This is a genomic window from uncultured Dokdonia sp. (assembly GCF_947492815.1).
Classification (GTDB): Bacteria; Bacteroidota; Bacteroidia; order Flavobacteriales; family Flavobacteriaceae; genus Dokdonia.
The window spans coordinates 82987-99860 of the sequence record NZ_CANLOB010000011.1; the positions used below are offsets into that span (position 1 = coordinate 82987).

A 16874-nucleotide genomic window follows, 5' to 3' on the forward strand; every position below is an offset into this window, starting at 1 on the left:
TCTAGTTAATCAATAGCTTTTTTATCATCACATTTTGAGCATTTGTGATATGCACAAAATACATGCCTTTTGGTAAGGTAACTAGTTGTATCGTATGTGTGTTTTTTAATGTGTCAAGTTTTTGATACTGAAGTTGCTTCCCTTGTAGGTCTGTAATTGATACTGATAATAGCTCCTCTTTTCCATAGGATGTCAATTGTATTTGGTTTTTTGTAGGATTTGGATATAGTATAAAAGAATCACTACTGTTTGTTGCTTCAGGTTTCTGTATTTCTTTTTCTTTAAAAACAAGTTGAAATCTGTCTGTAGAAACCTCTTTATTTGACCAAAAAGTATATGCTTCTTTTTTCAGATTTATAATAGAACCTTCTTTATAATCTACTAAAAATATAGCTGTCTGCTCTAAATCAATCCCTTCATATTTGTCTAAAGTGAGTGTGTATTCTTGTTCTTGATGTAATTCTGTAGAAAATCCTAAATCAATTTCTATACTTGTATCAAAAGACTCACGAGCTTGTATGGCCAGTTGCTCTTTATTTTTAGTTATAGAAAACAAAGAAATACTAGTCTGTAAACGTTTGCTATCATATCCTTGATCTATTTCAGGAGTTGTCTCAGGCATAAATGTAATACCTGTTGTACTATGTGATTTTCTACCTTTTGAAGAAAGCCCTAACCACAGTTTATTATCTGTGATTGTTTGACGTGGTCTTGCATTACCAGAAAGTACTCGCATGGCATTATTGAAAATGATATCAGAACCGACTTGTGACTGCTCTGCAAATACAATAAACCCTTGACCTGATGCCATAAACTGTCCCGGTGCTGTTCCTCCATTTACGGCAGGGATACCCATGCCAATAGTACGTATGGAAACATCATCCATGTCATAATTACGATTGCCTGGTCCAGGAAGAGCTGTACTTGGATCTGTGAGATGGCCCCAATAATATACTGCGGTAAGCGCATCATTTTGAATAATAAGTGCATCTGTATCAATAGCAGAAGCGTAGGGATTTCCTAATAAATTAAAATTATTTTCTGTGGCTGGACCATTATAATGTATAGGTGCAGTAATGACTCCATTATTTAAAGTTCCTAATGTATACTCATGGATATAGATAGCAGGGTTATTAGCATTATTTGGTTGCGGAAATAAAATATAACCTTCACTAGGTTGAAGATTGGTAATAGCATTTTCTAAATAATCGCCATTATCATCTATAAAATTGATAGCATTAGGAATACCTTGGAAAGGAATGAAATTTTCAGGAATGATCCCAAATACACGATCTGCATTTCCATAGGCACTCTGCCGTGTTTCTGCAGTCATAGGACTGGAGAGTAGTATAAAATCTCTAGGAGCTAAACTAGGCGTACGTTTAAAGATACGTATTGTACCATTATTTATGGTAGTTGCATCATCTTGAATCTGAATAATACTTCCAGCATTTTGAGAAACAATAGTTCCATTGACAATGATGTCATTATCAATGTGAATGTATTTATTTGTTTTAATAAAAACAGAAGCTCCTGAGTTTATAATAAGATTACATGCTGTGATGTTCCCACGGTCTGTTGAATAAAAACCATCTATAATGGCGGTAGTATTTAAATCAGGCACCCCATTACTCCATACTCCATTAGTAAAGGTAGTGGTCATAGGACAAGTTGTAGGGACTGTAATCTTGAGGTTATCTATAGCAATATCACTTCTAAAATTATTTCCTGTTACTCCAACGATTCGTATTCGTATTACTTGACCTGTATAGGAAGAAAGATCAATAGTTTGGGTAATCCAAGGGGCATCGCTAGCTGCTTGATTTGGGTCTTGTCCTGATTGAGACCAAATGGGAGTCCATTGTATTCCAGTATCTGTACTTACTTCTACCGTTAATGAACCTGTCATATTACCAAACATATGGTAGTCAAAATGGAATGTAGGCATTACCTGAGTAGAGAGATCAATGCAAGAACTTGTTATTATAGCCGTAGCATTAAATCCAATAGCATTTGGATCAGGAATTTGTAAAACTGCAGGATCTGAAGCTTCTAAATATAAATAAGTGCCTCCATCTGGGGCTATGGCATCATTCCCTTGGTTAGGTCCAGTCATAGGACTGTTTGTCTCGCCTACATTTGCTGTCCAATTCCCATCATCATTCCCATTTTGAGTCCAAAACCCGATACCATCTTCAAAAGTTTCTTCATAAGGAAATGAAGAAATAAGATGCCTATCACACGTTTGATTCATTCCAATAATCTTAAAATTGTCAAAAGTAAACCCTTCAAAATTTGTGTCATATCCATCAGAAAGATTGGTGCTATCTGTATCAAACTTAAAGCGAAATAAAACATTAGAGGCCCCAATAATTCCCTGATTTGTATCGGGATTTATAACAAACTCTTCCATAATCCATTTATCAGCACCTGCTACGATTAAATCTCCATCATAGATAAAATCACTATTGTTAAATTGATGCTGTTCATCAGAAATGGATTTTAACCAATGTTCATTTGTTAGAGGATTCGCAGGTACTTTGGTATATTTTCCACAGAGACCTATCCACTCATTTCCTCCATCTATACTTGCTTCTAGTTGTACAAAATCAAAATTACGTTCAAGGTCCCATAAGGCATTAAAGTGTATGACAGCTGTAGTACCTAAAGATAAATCAATAGGAGTTGTAAGTGTTGCATAACTTAATTGATTATTTCCATAAGGCGGAGAAGGTGTGGTCGTAATAGCATTGGTACTTCCAAGATATCCATTAGAAGTTTGTGACCAAGTACCACTAAGCGACCAATTTGTAATATCATCTGCATCAAGTAATACTGTGGGTTGATAGTATTTAGTGATTGTCGTTTCATAAATGGTATATAGGTCATTGCTAACGCGTACCTGAAATTCAATAGCATCACCCGCTTGAATAGAAGGCGCTAGTGTTATAGATGGTTGTATCGTACGTTGTTCCAATATTCCCATTCCTTGTAGAGTAATGGTAGGAGTAATGGCTGAGATATTAGTAGATACAGGTGTCATCTCTATGATAATATCACTAGAAGTTTGCCCTAAATACTCTATAGCAAAATCCATAGTTGCTGTTGTTGTTTCAATTTGAATGGGTGTTAGATCATGAAAACGAGCATATTTTCCAGCAAAGAAAGAAGTCAATAAATTCATGCGAACGGCGCGTTGTGCAATTGGAACAAAATCGGTTGGGGCTGGCCAGAATTCATCTCCATTTTCAGGAGAAAATGCAATGATATTTTTGCCAGAACCTGCATTGGTATAGATGACTCCATTTGTAGCAGTGTAGGTTACTGGATCACCGCCTAACATCCAATCATTGGTGTCTCCATTTGCTTGAGTTAATATAGTAGGTGCAGATCCATGTATATATCGATTAAAACGGGTGATGTCATGTAGTAGTTTTTGATACTCATCTTCACGACCAGAAGGAGTCGCATTTGGATCACCATTATAAGAAGAGGTGATAATTGCATTGAGCCCTGAATGATGATTGATAGCGTATTTAAAATCTCTTGATTGAATAAAATCTTTTATGATTTGAGTTTCAGGTTCTGAAGCAGGACCAGTACCTCTATATGTATCTTGTGTAACATCATTCGTAGAACCTGCATTATCAAATCCCCAGAAATAATCGAAATTTCTATTTAAATCAACTCCTCTACGGTTGTTATTAAAATTTGTTGTGCCTAGATCATTCACACCAGGACTTAAATTTTTACGTTGATCACCAGCTCCATTTGGAGCAATGATCTCATTCCATTTTAAGCCATCAGGATTCATTACAGGTAGAAAATACATTTCTTGATGTTCAATAAGATGTTGTATCGCAGGTTCAGATTCATAATTTTCTAAAAGCCACCACATATAATATATAATGTTCATTAAACTATTAGGTTCTCTCGCATGTGTCATCCCAGTGATAAGAGATTCAGGTTCGTTAAGCTCGTCTGTATTTGGATTGTCAGAGATACGCACATACCAAATAGTTTGTGGATCAAATTCATCATCAGTAGTACCCGTCGTATTTCCCCAAGTTTGTTGTCCAGAAGGAGAAGCATCCATACGAATAGAAATAAGATTAGGATATAAGGATTGCATTCTATCCAATTCTATGATCACTTCATCTAGTGTGAGGCAACTACCAAAAGGAATAGCATTAGGATCATTAAATCCACCTAATCTAAAGTTTTGAGAGACCCAATCAATTTCATCACAAGCTTCCCTTTGTATAAAACTAGGTATTGTAGCATCTCCGCTACTTATAGAAGTCCTCGTATTTGTACGCTGTAGTGAAGCTTCTTTCATAGCGCGTAATTCAGCTTCAGCTTGTGGTTTCATCTCCATAGCACGATTAACAAGAAAAGAGGTTAAATCATCTATCACTATCGTGTAGGATATGCCTATTTGTTCTAATTGAGTGATTTCGTTTGCACTTAAATCAAGCTCCAGATCTGTTCCTTTAAATCGAGCTCCGCAATGTAAATCTATACCAGATTGTTGAATGCTTTGTAACTGTCCATTAGTGGGCGCATTAATTAATATGCGTTTAGAATGTAGGTTAGATTGTGCACTTGATGGGGCGATTATCAATAGGGTAATACATACCCATACGATGCTAGATACTAGGATATCTTTTCTCATCACAAATGTGTTTTGGTTGGTTAATGGAATGGCTATTGGTTATGTTAAAATACGTTTTTTTAGGCAGAGTGCGCTTTATGGCTTCATGCTCTCTTCAGTTGTAAATCTCGTAAGTTCGCTTTCGCGAAAGCGTATAAAACAAGATATATCATTAGATATTCTTAGTAAACTTCTTATATCTTTCTGATAATCAGGAGTAAATTTTTATAAGGATTATCTTATTGTGCGCTAGTATTTTTTATCTTTAAAGAGAATACGTATTCATTCTAAAATCCTACCAATCATGAAAAAATACTACCTTTTTGTCGTAAGTATATGTATTTCTATTGCTGCAATAGCCCAAGATTCATCTGTTCCATTACGAGAAAAACATGTTGAAATTCAAGAAGATGCTTATGCACCAGTTTCCAGAGCTAGTATGCCTAAAAGCCCAGCCTATAATGTGCAAAGTAGCAACTTTTTTACAGCTCAAGTAAACATAGATGAGAACGGAATGAATATCGTTGGTGATGCTGCCAATGAACCTTCTATTGCCGTAGACCCTACCAATCCTGATCGTATTGTGATCGGGTGGAGGCAATTTGATACCGTAGAAAATAACTTTCGCCAGGCGGGATATGGATATTCACTAGATGGAGGAAATTCATGGACCTTTCCCGGCGTATTAGATCCAGGAGTGTTTAGATCTGACCCTGTATTGGATTTTGATGCTGAGGGAAATTTTTTCTATAATAGTCTTTTGGGTTCGCCATCTAATTTTGAATGTGATGTCTTTGCGATACGAGATGGCGGTGTAGAATGGGAAGCACCTGTCCCAGCAGGAGGAGGTGATAAACAATGGATGCGTGTAGATCATAATGCAGGGGTAACTAATAATTATGCACATTGGAATCTATCGTTTACTTCTTGTGAAGGTTCTTTTATCAGATCAACAGATGGAAGTGAGAGTTTTGAAACCTGTATAGATGTACCACAAGATCCTTTTTGGGGAACATTAGCTGTTAACAAAGAAAGTATACTTTATTTAGCAGGAACTAATGGAACTGATTTTGTTGTATTTCGTTCCTTAAATGCACAAGATACTGGAAGTACCATTGAATGGGAAGATGTAGCTCTGGTAGACTTAGATGGACAACTCAATGCGGGAGTCGCTGTAAATCCTCAAGGGTTATTAGGGCAAACATGGATTGATGTCGATATCTCTAATGGTCCTGGAGAAGGGAATGTATATGTGGCTGCTTCTGTGACAAGAAATTCAAATAGTGACCCAGGAGATGTGATGTTTTCAAGAAGTATTGATGGTGGTATTACCTTTGAAGATCCTGTTCGTATTAATACAGATGATAGCACAACCAATGTACAATGGTTAGGTACGATGGCAGTAGCGCCTAATGGTCGTATTGATGTGGCTTGGTTAGATACTCGTAATGCTCCTGAAGGTACGTTATTTTCTGAACTCTATTATTCTTTTTCTGACGATCAAGGAGTAACTTGGTCTGAAAATGAAGTATTGTCAGATGCTTTTGATCCAACGATAGGATATCCACAACAAAATAAAATGGGAGACTATTTTGATATGGTTTCAGATAATGAAGGAGTACACCTTGCATGGGCAAATACCATTAATGGAGGGCAGGATGTGTACTATACGCGTATCACACCAGATAGTGTATTGCGTGTCGATGAAGTGACAACTGCAACAGCCATTTCTGGATTTCCAAATCCATTTACAGAAGCTATTACCTTATCATTTAACGCTGTAAATCAAGGAAAAACGTCTGTTGTAGTCTATGATATATTGGGTAGGCAAGTAACTACACTTTTTGATCAAGAAACAATAGAAGAACAATCAATCATATGGAATGGAACTTCTGAGCAAGATACAAAAGTAACTGACGGTATTTATTTTGTTACCATCACTACTGAAAACCAACGTGAAGTGATACGTGTGATCAAACAGTAATAGTATAGGTCAACCTGAACTCGTTTCAGAGTTCTCATGTAAAGATATAATAGGATTCTGAAATACTAAAACAAGAATAGCACTGGTAAATTCAGATTGAAGGAAATTATAAAGTTCCATAGCTTATGGGTTATGGAGCTTTTTCTATATGAAGATTGTTACTGTATATGCTTTAACGCTTTGCTCTCCCTTCGGTCGTGAATCTCACAAGTTCGATTTCGCGAAAGCGTATATAACAAGAAAACCGAAGTAATCAAACTCCGGTTTTCAAGTAGATAATGCTAAGGAATCATTGGAAGTTAGGTCGTCGCATTATCTGAACTATATATGTTGAATGAAATTCTAGAAGATTCCTCCTCCTTCTTTCTCATCGTTATCACGACGTTTTCTAGATTTTGCACGGTATTTATTACTTCCTAAACGAAGTGATAAAGCGGCATTAATAGTATTGCTTTCCCAGTTAAACTGTATGTTCTGATTAAAAGGACGTGTTCCTGTACCTTGAAACTTCATCGTATTGAAGATATCATTGTAGTTTAAACTAGCTGTTGCCTTTCCTTTCCAGAAGTTGTAACGTGCCCCGATATTGGTCATAAACATTGGGTCTACTTCAAACTGAATGTTTTCATTAGCACCACGGTATAAAATGAAGGCAGAGAAAGTCAGTTTTTTAGTTGCCTTAAAGTTGTTGAATACTCTAAAGTTCCATACTACATTGTCTATTTCAAAATTGTTACTTACAATATCTGTTACTGTAGGGTTTTCTATGGTAGGATCTACTGTTTCTGCAAAGGATTGTTGTGTTTGAGAAAACACATCAAAACTCGCATTAAAACTCCACCAGCTTAAGGGCTTATAGTTTGCGGATATCTCCAAACCATATGATGAGGTGTCATCAAAGTTATCATTAGTGAAAATCAAACTGTTTAAGTTAGGATCTGTACGATTGTATAGTAATGCTTGGTTAATTAAATCTGATACAGAACGATAAAATACGCCAGTAGTAATAGACCCTTTCTCAAGATTACGTGTGTAGTTTACTTCTAATGAATTTGTAAACTGAGGAATCAATGACGGATTTCCAAAAGCAGAAATAAGCGGTGTGCTAAACTCTCTAATTGGATTTACTTGTCCAATTCCTGGACGGTCTACACGACGGCTATAACTAAATTGATACTGATTCTTTTCAGATGGATTATACGTAATAAATGCCGATGGGTATAACTGTGTGTAATCATTTCCGAAATTACGTAATACACTATTTCCATCACGAGATACATTTACAGAAGGATCTGTATCAAAATTTGATAAATCATCTGTAACAACACCTTCTTGGAACGTTTCTCTTGTATCTGCTGTTACATCTACAGACTCAAAACGAAGTCCAAATTGAGCCGACCATTTTTCCCATTTCTTATTTACCGATGCATATAAGGAGTATATATCTCTCGCATAATCAAAGTTAGTAGTAGGTGCGTTTATAAACGTATTTGGATCTGTAGATAAGTTAAATGGGTTGATTACAAATTGATCTGTAGATCGACCTATTTCAGATTCAAATAAACGAGCCTGTGCACCAGCTTCTAATTTTAATGTTTCCGAAATAGGGTTTACATAATCTAAATTAATTGTTGTTCTATTACGCTCTGTATCTATAAAGTCTACAAAATCTTGCGCTACATTTTGACCATCAAAAAGGAAGAGTCCGTTTTCGTCTGCATCAAAAATATTATGATCTATTTCTAATTCTATAGAGCTTCCTTCTTTGGCAAGATCTAATTTGTAATCAATATTATATTGTTGTGATGTATTGTCATTACGGTTGTCAAATATTTGACTTACATCATTTGCATCTGTAGGGAAATCTACGATAGTCGTTCCGGTGACAAAACCATTAAATAAATTCTGATTGGTAAAAACCGATATCGTGTTTTTATCATTGATATAATAATCTAATCCTACTTTAAATAGATTAGAATTGCTGTCTTCAAGAAAATCAAAATCTTGAAAAATTTGTTCTTGCTCACGATCTACAAAACCAAAGTTGCCGTTTTCATTATAGTTACCTCCCCAGCTTCCAAATACATTGACTTTCCCATTTCGGTAGTTCACATCAATACCCGTATTCCATTTAGGATTATCTTGGTAGGTAAATCCTGTATTGATATTTACATTGGTTCCTAGGTTGGCATTCTTGTGAAGAATGATGTTGATGAGTCCGCTCATTCCTTCGGGATTATATTTGGCAGAAGGATTTGTAATTAATTCTATTTGTTTAATAGAGGTAGAAGGAATTTGTCGTAATAATTGTGCTACAGGAACATTTGATAGTTTTCCGTCTATCATTACCTGTACATTTTGATTTCCACGTAACGATAAATTCCCAGATTGTTGATCTACGGTTACAGAAGGAAGATTGTTCATGATATCTCCAGCAGTAGGACCAGACGTTGTTAAATCTTTTCCTACGGTAATGACCTTACGATCTATCTTTTGTTGAATGGTAGTACGCTCTGCAACTACCGTTACTTCGTCTAGTCCAGTAGCTTCTTCTTCAAGAGATATGGTTCCTAAATCTATAGATCTATTTTTTCTACTTACGCTAATAGGAGCACTGTATGTTTTATATCCTATAAATTGAACAGTTACTTTGCTTTCTCCTTCTGGAATTCCTTTAATTTCAAACAGACCATTATCGTCTGTGATTCCTCCTGTTATAATTTCACCTGTTGTATTTAGTATCGATACTGTAACAAAAGGAAGTGGTTCTTGTAATTGTTTGTCCAGTACTTTTCCTTTTACGGTTCCTATTTTGTCTACTGGATTGGTTGCATTGGCGTAGCTTATACTACCCAATAATAGCACAAGTGCTAAAAAGAGTTGTTTCATTTTTTGATTGAGTTTTGATTGATGAATGTTATATGTTAAACATAATACTTTGTATAACATACTATAACTGCGCACAACGTCACAATTATGATAACAAGACGCCTAGTGTATCCTAAATGTTACGAAGAATTGTGACTTTAACATTTAATTTTATTTTTTTTAAGAGTTAAGGCATTGGAGTAATTTATAGTTGTTGTTTGTAACTATGTAATAACTATTTGTTATGTATGATTTTATAAAAATGAAAAGGCATCATTGGTTGAGTGTTTTTATTGTATGATATTACGGAAATAAAAAAGCCGAAGTACATCTACTTCGGCTTTAAGAACTATCTATGTACCATCAATCATCAATAGTTCTCTTCTAAAAAACAAATCTGCTAACTCATCATCTCATCATTTTTTATAAATGAGGCTGTCTAAAAAGATGTAATTTTGTCAAACTGAACTTGTTTCAGTTTCTCATTAGATTGCTAACTATTTTGATGAGATTCTGAAATGAATTCAGAATGACGTATAAAGTTACTTTTCAGATAGCCTCATAATGTATACATACTTTTGTGGTGCTAAAATATGCTTGTAAACCCTAGTTTATTCTAGTTTAAGTGTATGTATATCTACTATAAGTTGTTCTATGGCTTGTGTGTTTAATCCATTATAAATACCACGTATGTGTCTGTTTTTATCAATCAAGACAAAGTTTTCTGTATGTAAAAAATCATCTTCATCTTTAGTTAATCCCACGTCTTGTTCTGCAAAATAATAGTTCCTTCCAAGGTTATAGATTTGTTTTCGATCACCTGTCACAATATGCCATTTTGAATCTATGACTCCTTTAGTTGTTGCATAGGATTTTAAAACAGAGACAGAGTCTATTTTGGGTGTTACCGAGTGTGATAATAACATAACCTCTGTATCGGTTTTAAATGCCTCTTGAAGGACTGTCATATTTTCTGTCATCTTTGGGCAAATACCTGGGCAACTTGTAAATATAAAATCGGCTACATAGAATTTGTCTGCAAAAGTATTTTGAGTGATAGTCTCTCCATTTTGATTGACTAGATTGAAATTAGGAATCTTATGAAATTCTTGTAATTCTCGGCTATTTTTTTTGAGCCAAACTGGGGTGAAAAGCGCATCTTGGTAGTAGGGGAGTTGTGCGACTCTACTAGTATTTTCTTTGTTTTGACATGAAGTTAAAAGTATAAGTGTTACAAACATGATGTAATTAACGCTGTACCACTTCATCTTCCAAAGCATAACATAATTTTGCTTTTCGTAATCCAAAAGAGCGTCCATTTTTAGCTTCATAATTGACATATATTTTTCCGTTTTCAAGCCAGGCTTGTTGTATTCCTTCTTCTTTTCCTAAGGTATAATGGGTCTTTCTAGAGATTTGACCATTTGCATACCACCTTTGTTGTGTGCCATTTTTATAACCGTTGCTATAGTTTAACTGTGCAGCGATGGTTCCATTAGACCACCAGATATTTTCTTCTCCGTGTAATCTATTTGCGCTGTAGGGAGAAGTTTTTTGAAGTTGTCCATTTTCAAACCATTTTTGGGCAATACCTTCTTTCTTACCTTCAAAATATCCTATGCGTTCTGCTAGGTTTCCATTTATGTAATAGCGTACTGCATATCCATTATACGGGCTATCTTGATAATACCACATTCCTTTTTCAGGATGGAGTGTAAGCACATCTTTAGCTATTTCTACTTCTTTGATCTCTTTATATACGATCTGTTGTTGAGAAACTGCGATAGCTTCTTCGTTTGTTTTCGCGCAAGCGTATAGCTGTAAAAGAATCAGAAAGAGTAAACCTCTTTTAATTAAAGGTGCTTGGACTTCCTTGGTAATCGCCTGCAAAGATGATATAATATTGATTTGCATATACTTCATTGATGATATGATAATGATATTCTGCTTCGTCGGTATGTTGCGTTGTTCCTACATGCCCTCCAGAACTATCAAGGTCTGTTGGGTAAGTGCCAGTTGCGTTGCACTTTCTCCCATAAATAAAGAAACCATCTGCCATTACACCTACCAATGCGTCATCGTCATCTGAAAATGCTTTAGGTTCTATATGGTAGTGATATACCGAGGGACCAATGTGACCACCTGTATAATCTAAACTTGCAACAGCTTGATCTAGGGGGCCATTGCCTTCTTGGTCATTATAGATAGCTGCGCCGCTCACTGCAATTCCAATAGCTCCTAACTGTGTTGAGGTAGATGAACTTGCCAAAGTTGGACTAGCCGAGACACGTAATGTTGTAGATGCGTCAAAATTTGGAATGATAGAAGGGGTTAATGCAACGTTTGTTTCTTCAATGTATAAATCATTTCCTTCTCCCCAGTATACTGTAGTATGGTTAGGAAGTCCTGTGGTTTCTATCACTACTTCAGCCCCATCTAGGTAAATGTCAGTTTCATCTGTGTCAAATTCTGCAAAGGCAGCATGAAGTTGGGCAGTAACATTGATATCATCGTCTGTTGTAATTGTCCCTCCATCATCGTTTCCGCACGCTATAAAAGCAAAGACCAAAAGCCCTGAAAAAAGAGAAGTAAAGAAGATATTCTTGGTGATTAGTTGTTTCATAACATTTAATTTTAGTTGTTACTATTGATTTTTTTTAATGCTTTACCCATTTCAATTTTTGAGATATAGCCATCATTATCAAGATCAAATTCATCAAAATGGTTGGCAATAGCGCCTTTTGCTTCAGTTTTTGCAATCTTTTTGTCTTTATCATTATCCATATCTTTAAATACAGTTGTGAGTGTTAGCCCACCTTTATTTTTGGTTTTTCTCCTTTTTCGATCAGGTTTTCCTTTTGGAAGTTCATCTTCAGAAATAAATCCATCTTCATTCGTATCTATACGTTTAAAATCTCTAGCTAATGGACCTGCTACTTCATCTTTAGCTAATTTCCCATCGTTATTTGTATCCATTTTTTCTAGAAGTTCTTCAAAAGAAGGCGGTTCAGGTCTTTGTTCTCTTTCTTGTCTTTGACCACCTCTTTGTTGTGCGTAAGACATACTTATCATACCTATAACTACTACTATAAGGATTGTATATTTTTTGCTATTTTTTTTCATTTTGAATACTGTTTTGTTCGCTTCTTTGATTATAAAGGAAGTAAAAGGTTTGACACGATAGTTGAGTATTCAGTGAATGCTTGTCTTTTTTAAGTGAGTATGTATTATTAACGGCTAACTCATTTTTAGAAAATGAGAATAATGCATAAAAAAGGAGGCCGTTAGGCCTCCCTTGATCATGATCTTCAATCTTCTCCCCCAGAAGATTTATTTAATGATCAGTTTTTGTATACTTGTGTTTTCTGTAGATTGAATGTTTAAGAAATAAATACCTTTCGATAAGTTACTGGTGTCAATTGTTTGTGAATTTTCAAAATTCTCCAGTGAGAGATTACGAAGTATTTTTCCATTCATGTCTATGATGGTCAGTTCTTGTAATGGTGCTTGCCCTACGTAGGTGAGTGTTACCTGATTTGATGCAGGGTTGGGGTAGATGAGTACGCTTTCGCGAAAGCGTATATCTTCAGTATTCAATACATCACGTTCTTGGAATACAATCAGGAATCGTTCTGGCTGAATGCCTCTTTGTGCGGTAAATTGATACTCGTTTTCTTTTAAATTGATGATTTCATTCAGTACTTGATCTACTAAAAACACAGGCGCATTTGTAATATTGACTCCTTCAAAATTATCAATGCTAATGGTATAGGTTTCTTCTGTTTCTACCGAAGTAGCAAATCCTAAGGTAAGTTCGATAGCCGTATCGAAAGATTCCCTTCCTTGAATAGCCAGTTGTTCTCCTGTTTCTAATGTGGTGAATAGAGAAATAAATGTTCCTAAACGAATGGTATCATACCCAGGGTCAAAGCCAGGTGTAGCTTGTGGGGTAAAACCAACGGCTGTTTGCGATGTAGCATCTTCATAGGCAGTGGTTGTTAAATTTAACCATAGTAGGTCTGTACTGTTATTTTCTGATGTACGTAAATCATCGTTGTTGCCAATGACGCGAATACTATTTGTAAATGTCACTGGCGTATTACTCATCGCCTGTGATTGATCTGCTTTAATTGCAAACCCTTGACCTGAAGACATAAACTGTCCTGGCGCTGTTCCTCCATTTACTGCTGAAATCCCTACCAATGCATTACGTACAGAAATATCATTCATAGAGAAGTTACTAGATCCAAATCCTGGTAAATCTCCTGATGGGTTTGTGATATGCTCCCAATAAAAGACTTCATTTACGGCATCATTTGTTGTAATAAATGCATTTACATCAATGGCAGATGCATATGGGTTTCCTAGAAGGTTATAATTATTGGTTGTTTCTGGACCATTATAGTTAATAGGAACGGTAATTGTCCCTGAATGAAGTGTCCCTTCATTATAGGTTAGATCGTATGTGTCTTCAGGAGAATCTATTTCAGGAGATGGAAATACGAGTAGCCCAATACCTGGATCTGGTATATTTCTAGTTCCTGTGTATTCATCTAAATAATCAAGGTTGTCATCTAAGAAGTTTTCGGCAAACTCAAATTCTGGGAACTCCATAAAATCAATAGCGAAGGGAACAAAATTTTCGGGAATGATCCCAAAAACAGCACGCGAACTTCCATATACTTGATCTCTACTTTCATCACTCATAGGACTACTCAATGCGATGAAATTACGCGCCTGAATAGAAGGGGTTGTTTTTGTGACGTTTATAGATCCATTATTAATAGTAACCGCATCTTCTGCAACTTGTATTACACTTCCTTCATTGGCAACGTTCAGTATACCTTCTACAGTAATATCAAAAACAGATCGTAAATAGAAACCATCTCCTATTGTTACCGTTCTGCCAGAAGCTATGGTACAGCTACAGGCATTGATACTTTCAGGATCAAAAGTGGTATTGTAATTCCCATTAAATAATGCCGATTTTGTGTTGTTTGGAACACCATTAGACCAGCTATTTCCATCCCATATGGTGCTGTCAGAACAAGGTTGTGGGGCTGTCTCTACAGCTTGTATGGTAAAGTCAAATGCATTAGAATTAAAAGAGCTCTTATTTACTCGTAAGAGATAGGAATTCCCATTAATGAGTTCAAAAAAGCTTCCATCATTATAAAAGCAATCTATTTCTTCTCCAGAACATTCTTCATATAATGTAAACCCTTCAGAATTTGCTACAGCAGAAATTTCAACAGTTCCATTTACAGGCATTGTGAAGGCATACCATAAATCTAAATTATCTACACTTGCAGTGTCGCAAGATGCATCTATACTTTCAGTAGCACCGCGATTATCTACTGGAATAACAGTAGTAGTTTCTTGGAGTACTTCTATGGGTTGAGGTGTGTCACATTCGTCATTTGTAGCAGCTTCAAAAGCTTGGATAGTAAAACTAACATCTCCAGAGGAGAAAGCTCCTTCGCTTACTCTTAAAATGTAGGTGGTCATTTCGCTTAAGCTATAAAAATACCCGTCATTGAAAAAACAACCCAATTCTGTTCCTCCGCAAGCATCAAAAATACTCATTCCTACTGATGATGCAATATTAGTGATACGTACATTTCCATTTACAGGCATGGTAAATTCATACCAGACATCTAAATTATCTGTGGTGGTAAATTCACAAGATGCATTAATACTTTCTGTTGCAGCAGCTGTATTTGTAGTATATTCTAAAGCTTCTGTTGTACTGACGGTAATTGTTTCTCTGTCTGAACATGCATCATTTGCTGCTCTTTCAAAGGCTTGTATATTGAAACTCACATCTCCAGAAGAAAAGGCGCCTTCACTTAGTCTAAGAACGTAGGTTGTCATCTCATTTAAGTCATAAAAGAATCCATCGTTAAAGAAACAGCCCAACTCATTACCTCCACACGTATCAAAAATACTCATCCCTACGGATGATGGAATATTAGTGACACGTACATTTCCGTTTACAGGCATAGTAAATTCATACCAGACATCTAAATTATCTGTAGTAGCAAATTCGCAAGAAGCATCAATGCTTTCTGTTGCAGTAGCCGTATTGCTAGTGTATTCCAATGCCTCTGTTGTAGTTACGGTAATTGTTTCTCTGCTTGAACATGCATCATTTGTTGCTCTTTCAAAGGCTTGTATATTGAAACTCACATCTCCAGAAGAAAAGGCACCTTCACTTAGTCTAAGAACGTAGGTTGTCATCTCATTTAAGTCATAAAAGAACCCATCATTAAAGAAACACCCTAACTCATTACCTCCACACGTATCAAAAATACTCATCCCTACGGATGATGGAATATTGGTGACACGTACATTTCCATTTACAGGCATGGTAAATTCATACCAAACATCTAGATTATCTGTAGTAGTAAATTCACAAGAAGCATTAAGACTTTCTGTTGCAGCAGCTGTGTTAGTTGTATATTCTAATGCTTCTGTTGTAGTTACGGTGATTGTTTCTCTACTTGAACATGCATCATTTGCTGCTCTTTCAAAGGCTTGTATATTGAAACTCACATCTCCAGAAGAAAAGGCGCCTTCACTTAGTCTAAGAACGTAGGTTGTCATCTCATTTAAGTCATAAAAGAATCCATCATTAAAAAAACACCCTAACTCATTACCTCCACACGCATCAAAAATACTCATCCCTACGGATGATGGAATATTAGTGACACGTACATTTCCGTTTACAGGCATAGTAAACTCATACCAGACATCTAGATTATCTGTAGTAGTAAATTCGCAAGATGCATCGATGCTTTCTGTTGCAGCAGCTGTATTTGTCGTGTATTCCAATGCTTCTGCTGTATTTACAGTGATTGTTTCTCTATCTATACATTCATTATTGGTAACGGTTTCAAAGGCTTGTATTCTGAAATTCACAATGCCAGCAGAAGTTCCTATTTCACTTACTCTTAATATATATGTGGTTGTTTCATCTAAATCATAAAGAAATCCATCATTAAAAAAACAGCCAAGTTCACTTCCTCCACAACTATCAAATAATGTAATACTTACAGATGATGGAATATTGGTGACACGTACATTTCCATTTACAGGCATAGTAAATTCATACCACACATCTAGATTGTCAGTACCTACAAATTCACATGAAGTATCGATACTTTCTGTAGCCGTTGAAGTGTCTATCGTATATTCTGAAAAATCGCTGGTGGTTACTGTGATGATTTCTCTATCTATACACTCATCATTAGGTGCTTGTGCATTGATTGTAAATCCCCATAAAATCAATGTTAAAAAGAGTACTATTTGTTTCATAATGTTATAAGTTGTCGATTGGTTTTATTAGTTTGATGGTTTTAAGGGGAG

Annotated in this window: 8 protein-coding genes; 1 reads left to right on the forward strand and 7 read right to left on the reverse strand. The window is 35.8% G+C overall.

Annotation, left to right across the window (positions count from 1 at the left end; genetic code table 11):
- Window position 1: 1 nt before the first annotated feature.
- On the reverse strand, window positions 2–4675 hold the full coding sequence (locus tag Q1A01_RS12135) for a M14 family zinc carboxypeptidase (RefSeq protein ID WP_299680951.1): 4674 nt from the start codon (window positions 4673–4675) through the stop codon (window positions 2–4).
- 283 nt (window positions 4676–4958) lie between these two features.
- Here Q1A01_RS12135 and Q1A01_RS12140 point away from each other — a divergent pair, with 283 nt between their 5' ends.
- On the forward strand, window positions 4959–6638 hold the full coding sequence (locus tag Q1A01_RS12140) for a T9SS type A sorting domain-containing protein (RefSeq protein WP_299680954.1): 1680 nt from the start codon (window positions 4959–4961) through the stop codon (window positions 6636–6638).
- A gap of 342 nt (window positions 6639–6980) precedes the next feature.
- Here the strand turns inward: Q1A01_RS12140 and Q1A01_RS12145 are convergent, their stop codons facing one another.
- The 6 genes from Q1A01_RS12145 to Q1A01_RS12170 form a co-directional block, all read right to left on the reverse strand.
- A complete protein-coding gene (locus Q1A01_RS12145) occupies window positions 6981–9527 on the reverse strand; it encodes a TonB-dependent receptor (protein WP_299680957.1) in 2547 nt (848 codons plus the stop codon).
- Window positions 9528–10117: 590 nt separating this feature from the next.
- Entirely contained in the window at window positions 10118–10747 is a 630-nt protein-coding gene (locus Q1A01_RS12150) for an SCO family protein (RefSeq protein ID WP_299680960.1), read from the reverse strand.
- A gap of 7 nt (window positions 10748–10754) precedes the next feature.
- The gene (locus tag Q1A01_RS12155) at window positions 10755–11420 is read right to left on the reverse strand and encodes a toxin-antitoxin system YwqK family antitoxin (RefSeq protein WP_299680963.1); all 666 of its coding nucleotides are present in this window, start codon (window positions 11418–11420) and stop codon (window positions 10755–10757) included.
- Window positions 11356–12129, reverse strand: a complete 774-nt coding sequence (locus Q1A01_RS12160; protein ID WP_299680966.1) for a YHYH protein — start codon at window positions 12127–12129, stop codon at window positions 11356–11358. The genes Q1A01_RS12155 and Q1A01_RS12160 overlap by 65 nt, the downstream gene beginning before the upstream one ends.
- A gap of 11 nt (window positions 12130–12140) precedes the next feature.
- Complete coding sequence (locus Q1A01_RS12165; RefSeq protein ID WP_299680968.1) at window positions 12141–12629, reverse strand: EF-hand domain-containing protein; 489 nt, start codon at window positions 12627–12629, stop codon at window positions 12141–12143.
- A gap of 207 nt (window positions 12630–12836) precedes the next feature.
- Window positions 12837–16823, reverse strand: coding sequence for a T9SS type A sorting domain-containing protein (locus tag Q1A01_RS12170; RefSeq protein WP_299680971.1), 3987 nt, complete (start codon window positions 16821–16823; stop codon window positions 12837–12839).
- Window positions 16824–16874 lie beyond the last annotated feature (51 nt).

Excerpts from the sequence above, each read along its gene's own strand:
- Q1A01_RS12135 (WP_299680951.1), bottom strand. The coding sequence starts at position 4,675 with ATGAGAAAAGATATCCTAGTATCTAGCATCGTATGGGTATGTATTACC.
- Q1A01_RS12140 (WP_299680954.1), top strand. The coding sequence starts at position 4,959 with ATGAAAAAATACTACCTTTTTGTCGTAAGTATATGTATTTCTATTGCT.
- Q1A01_RS12145 (WP_299680957.1), bottom strand. The coding sequence starts at position 9,527 with ATGAAACAACTCTTTTTAGCACTTGTGCTATTATTGGGTAGTATAAGC.
- Q1A01_RS12150 (WP_299680960.1), bottom strand. The coding sequence starts at position 10,747 with ATGTTTGTAACACTTATACTTTTAACTTCATGTCAAAACAAAGAAAAT.
- Q1A01_RS12155 (WP_299680963.1), bottom strand. The coding sequence starts at position 11,420 with ATGCAAATCAATATTATATCATCTTTGCAGGCGATTACCAAGGAAGTC.
- Q1A01_RS12160 (WP_299680966.1), bottom strand. The coding sequence starts at position 12,129 with ATGAAACAACTAATCACCAAGAATATCTTCTTTACTTCTCTTTTTTCA.
- Q1A01_RS12165 (WP_299680968.1), bottom strand. The coding sequence starts at position 12,629 with ATGAAAAAAAATAGCAAAAAATATACAATCCTTATAGTAGTAGTTATA.
- Q1A01_RS12170 (WP_299680971.1), bottom strand. The coding sequence starts at position 16,823 with ATGAAACAAATAGTACTCTTTTTAACATTGATTTTATGGGGATTTACA.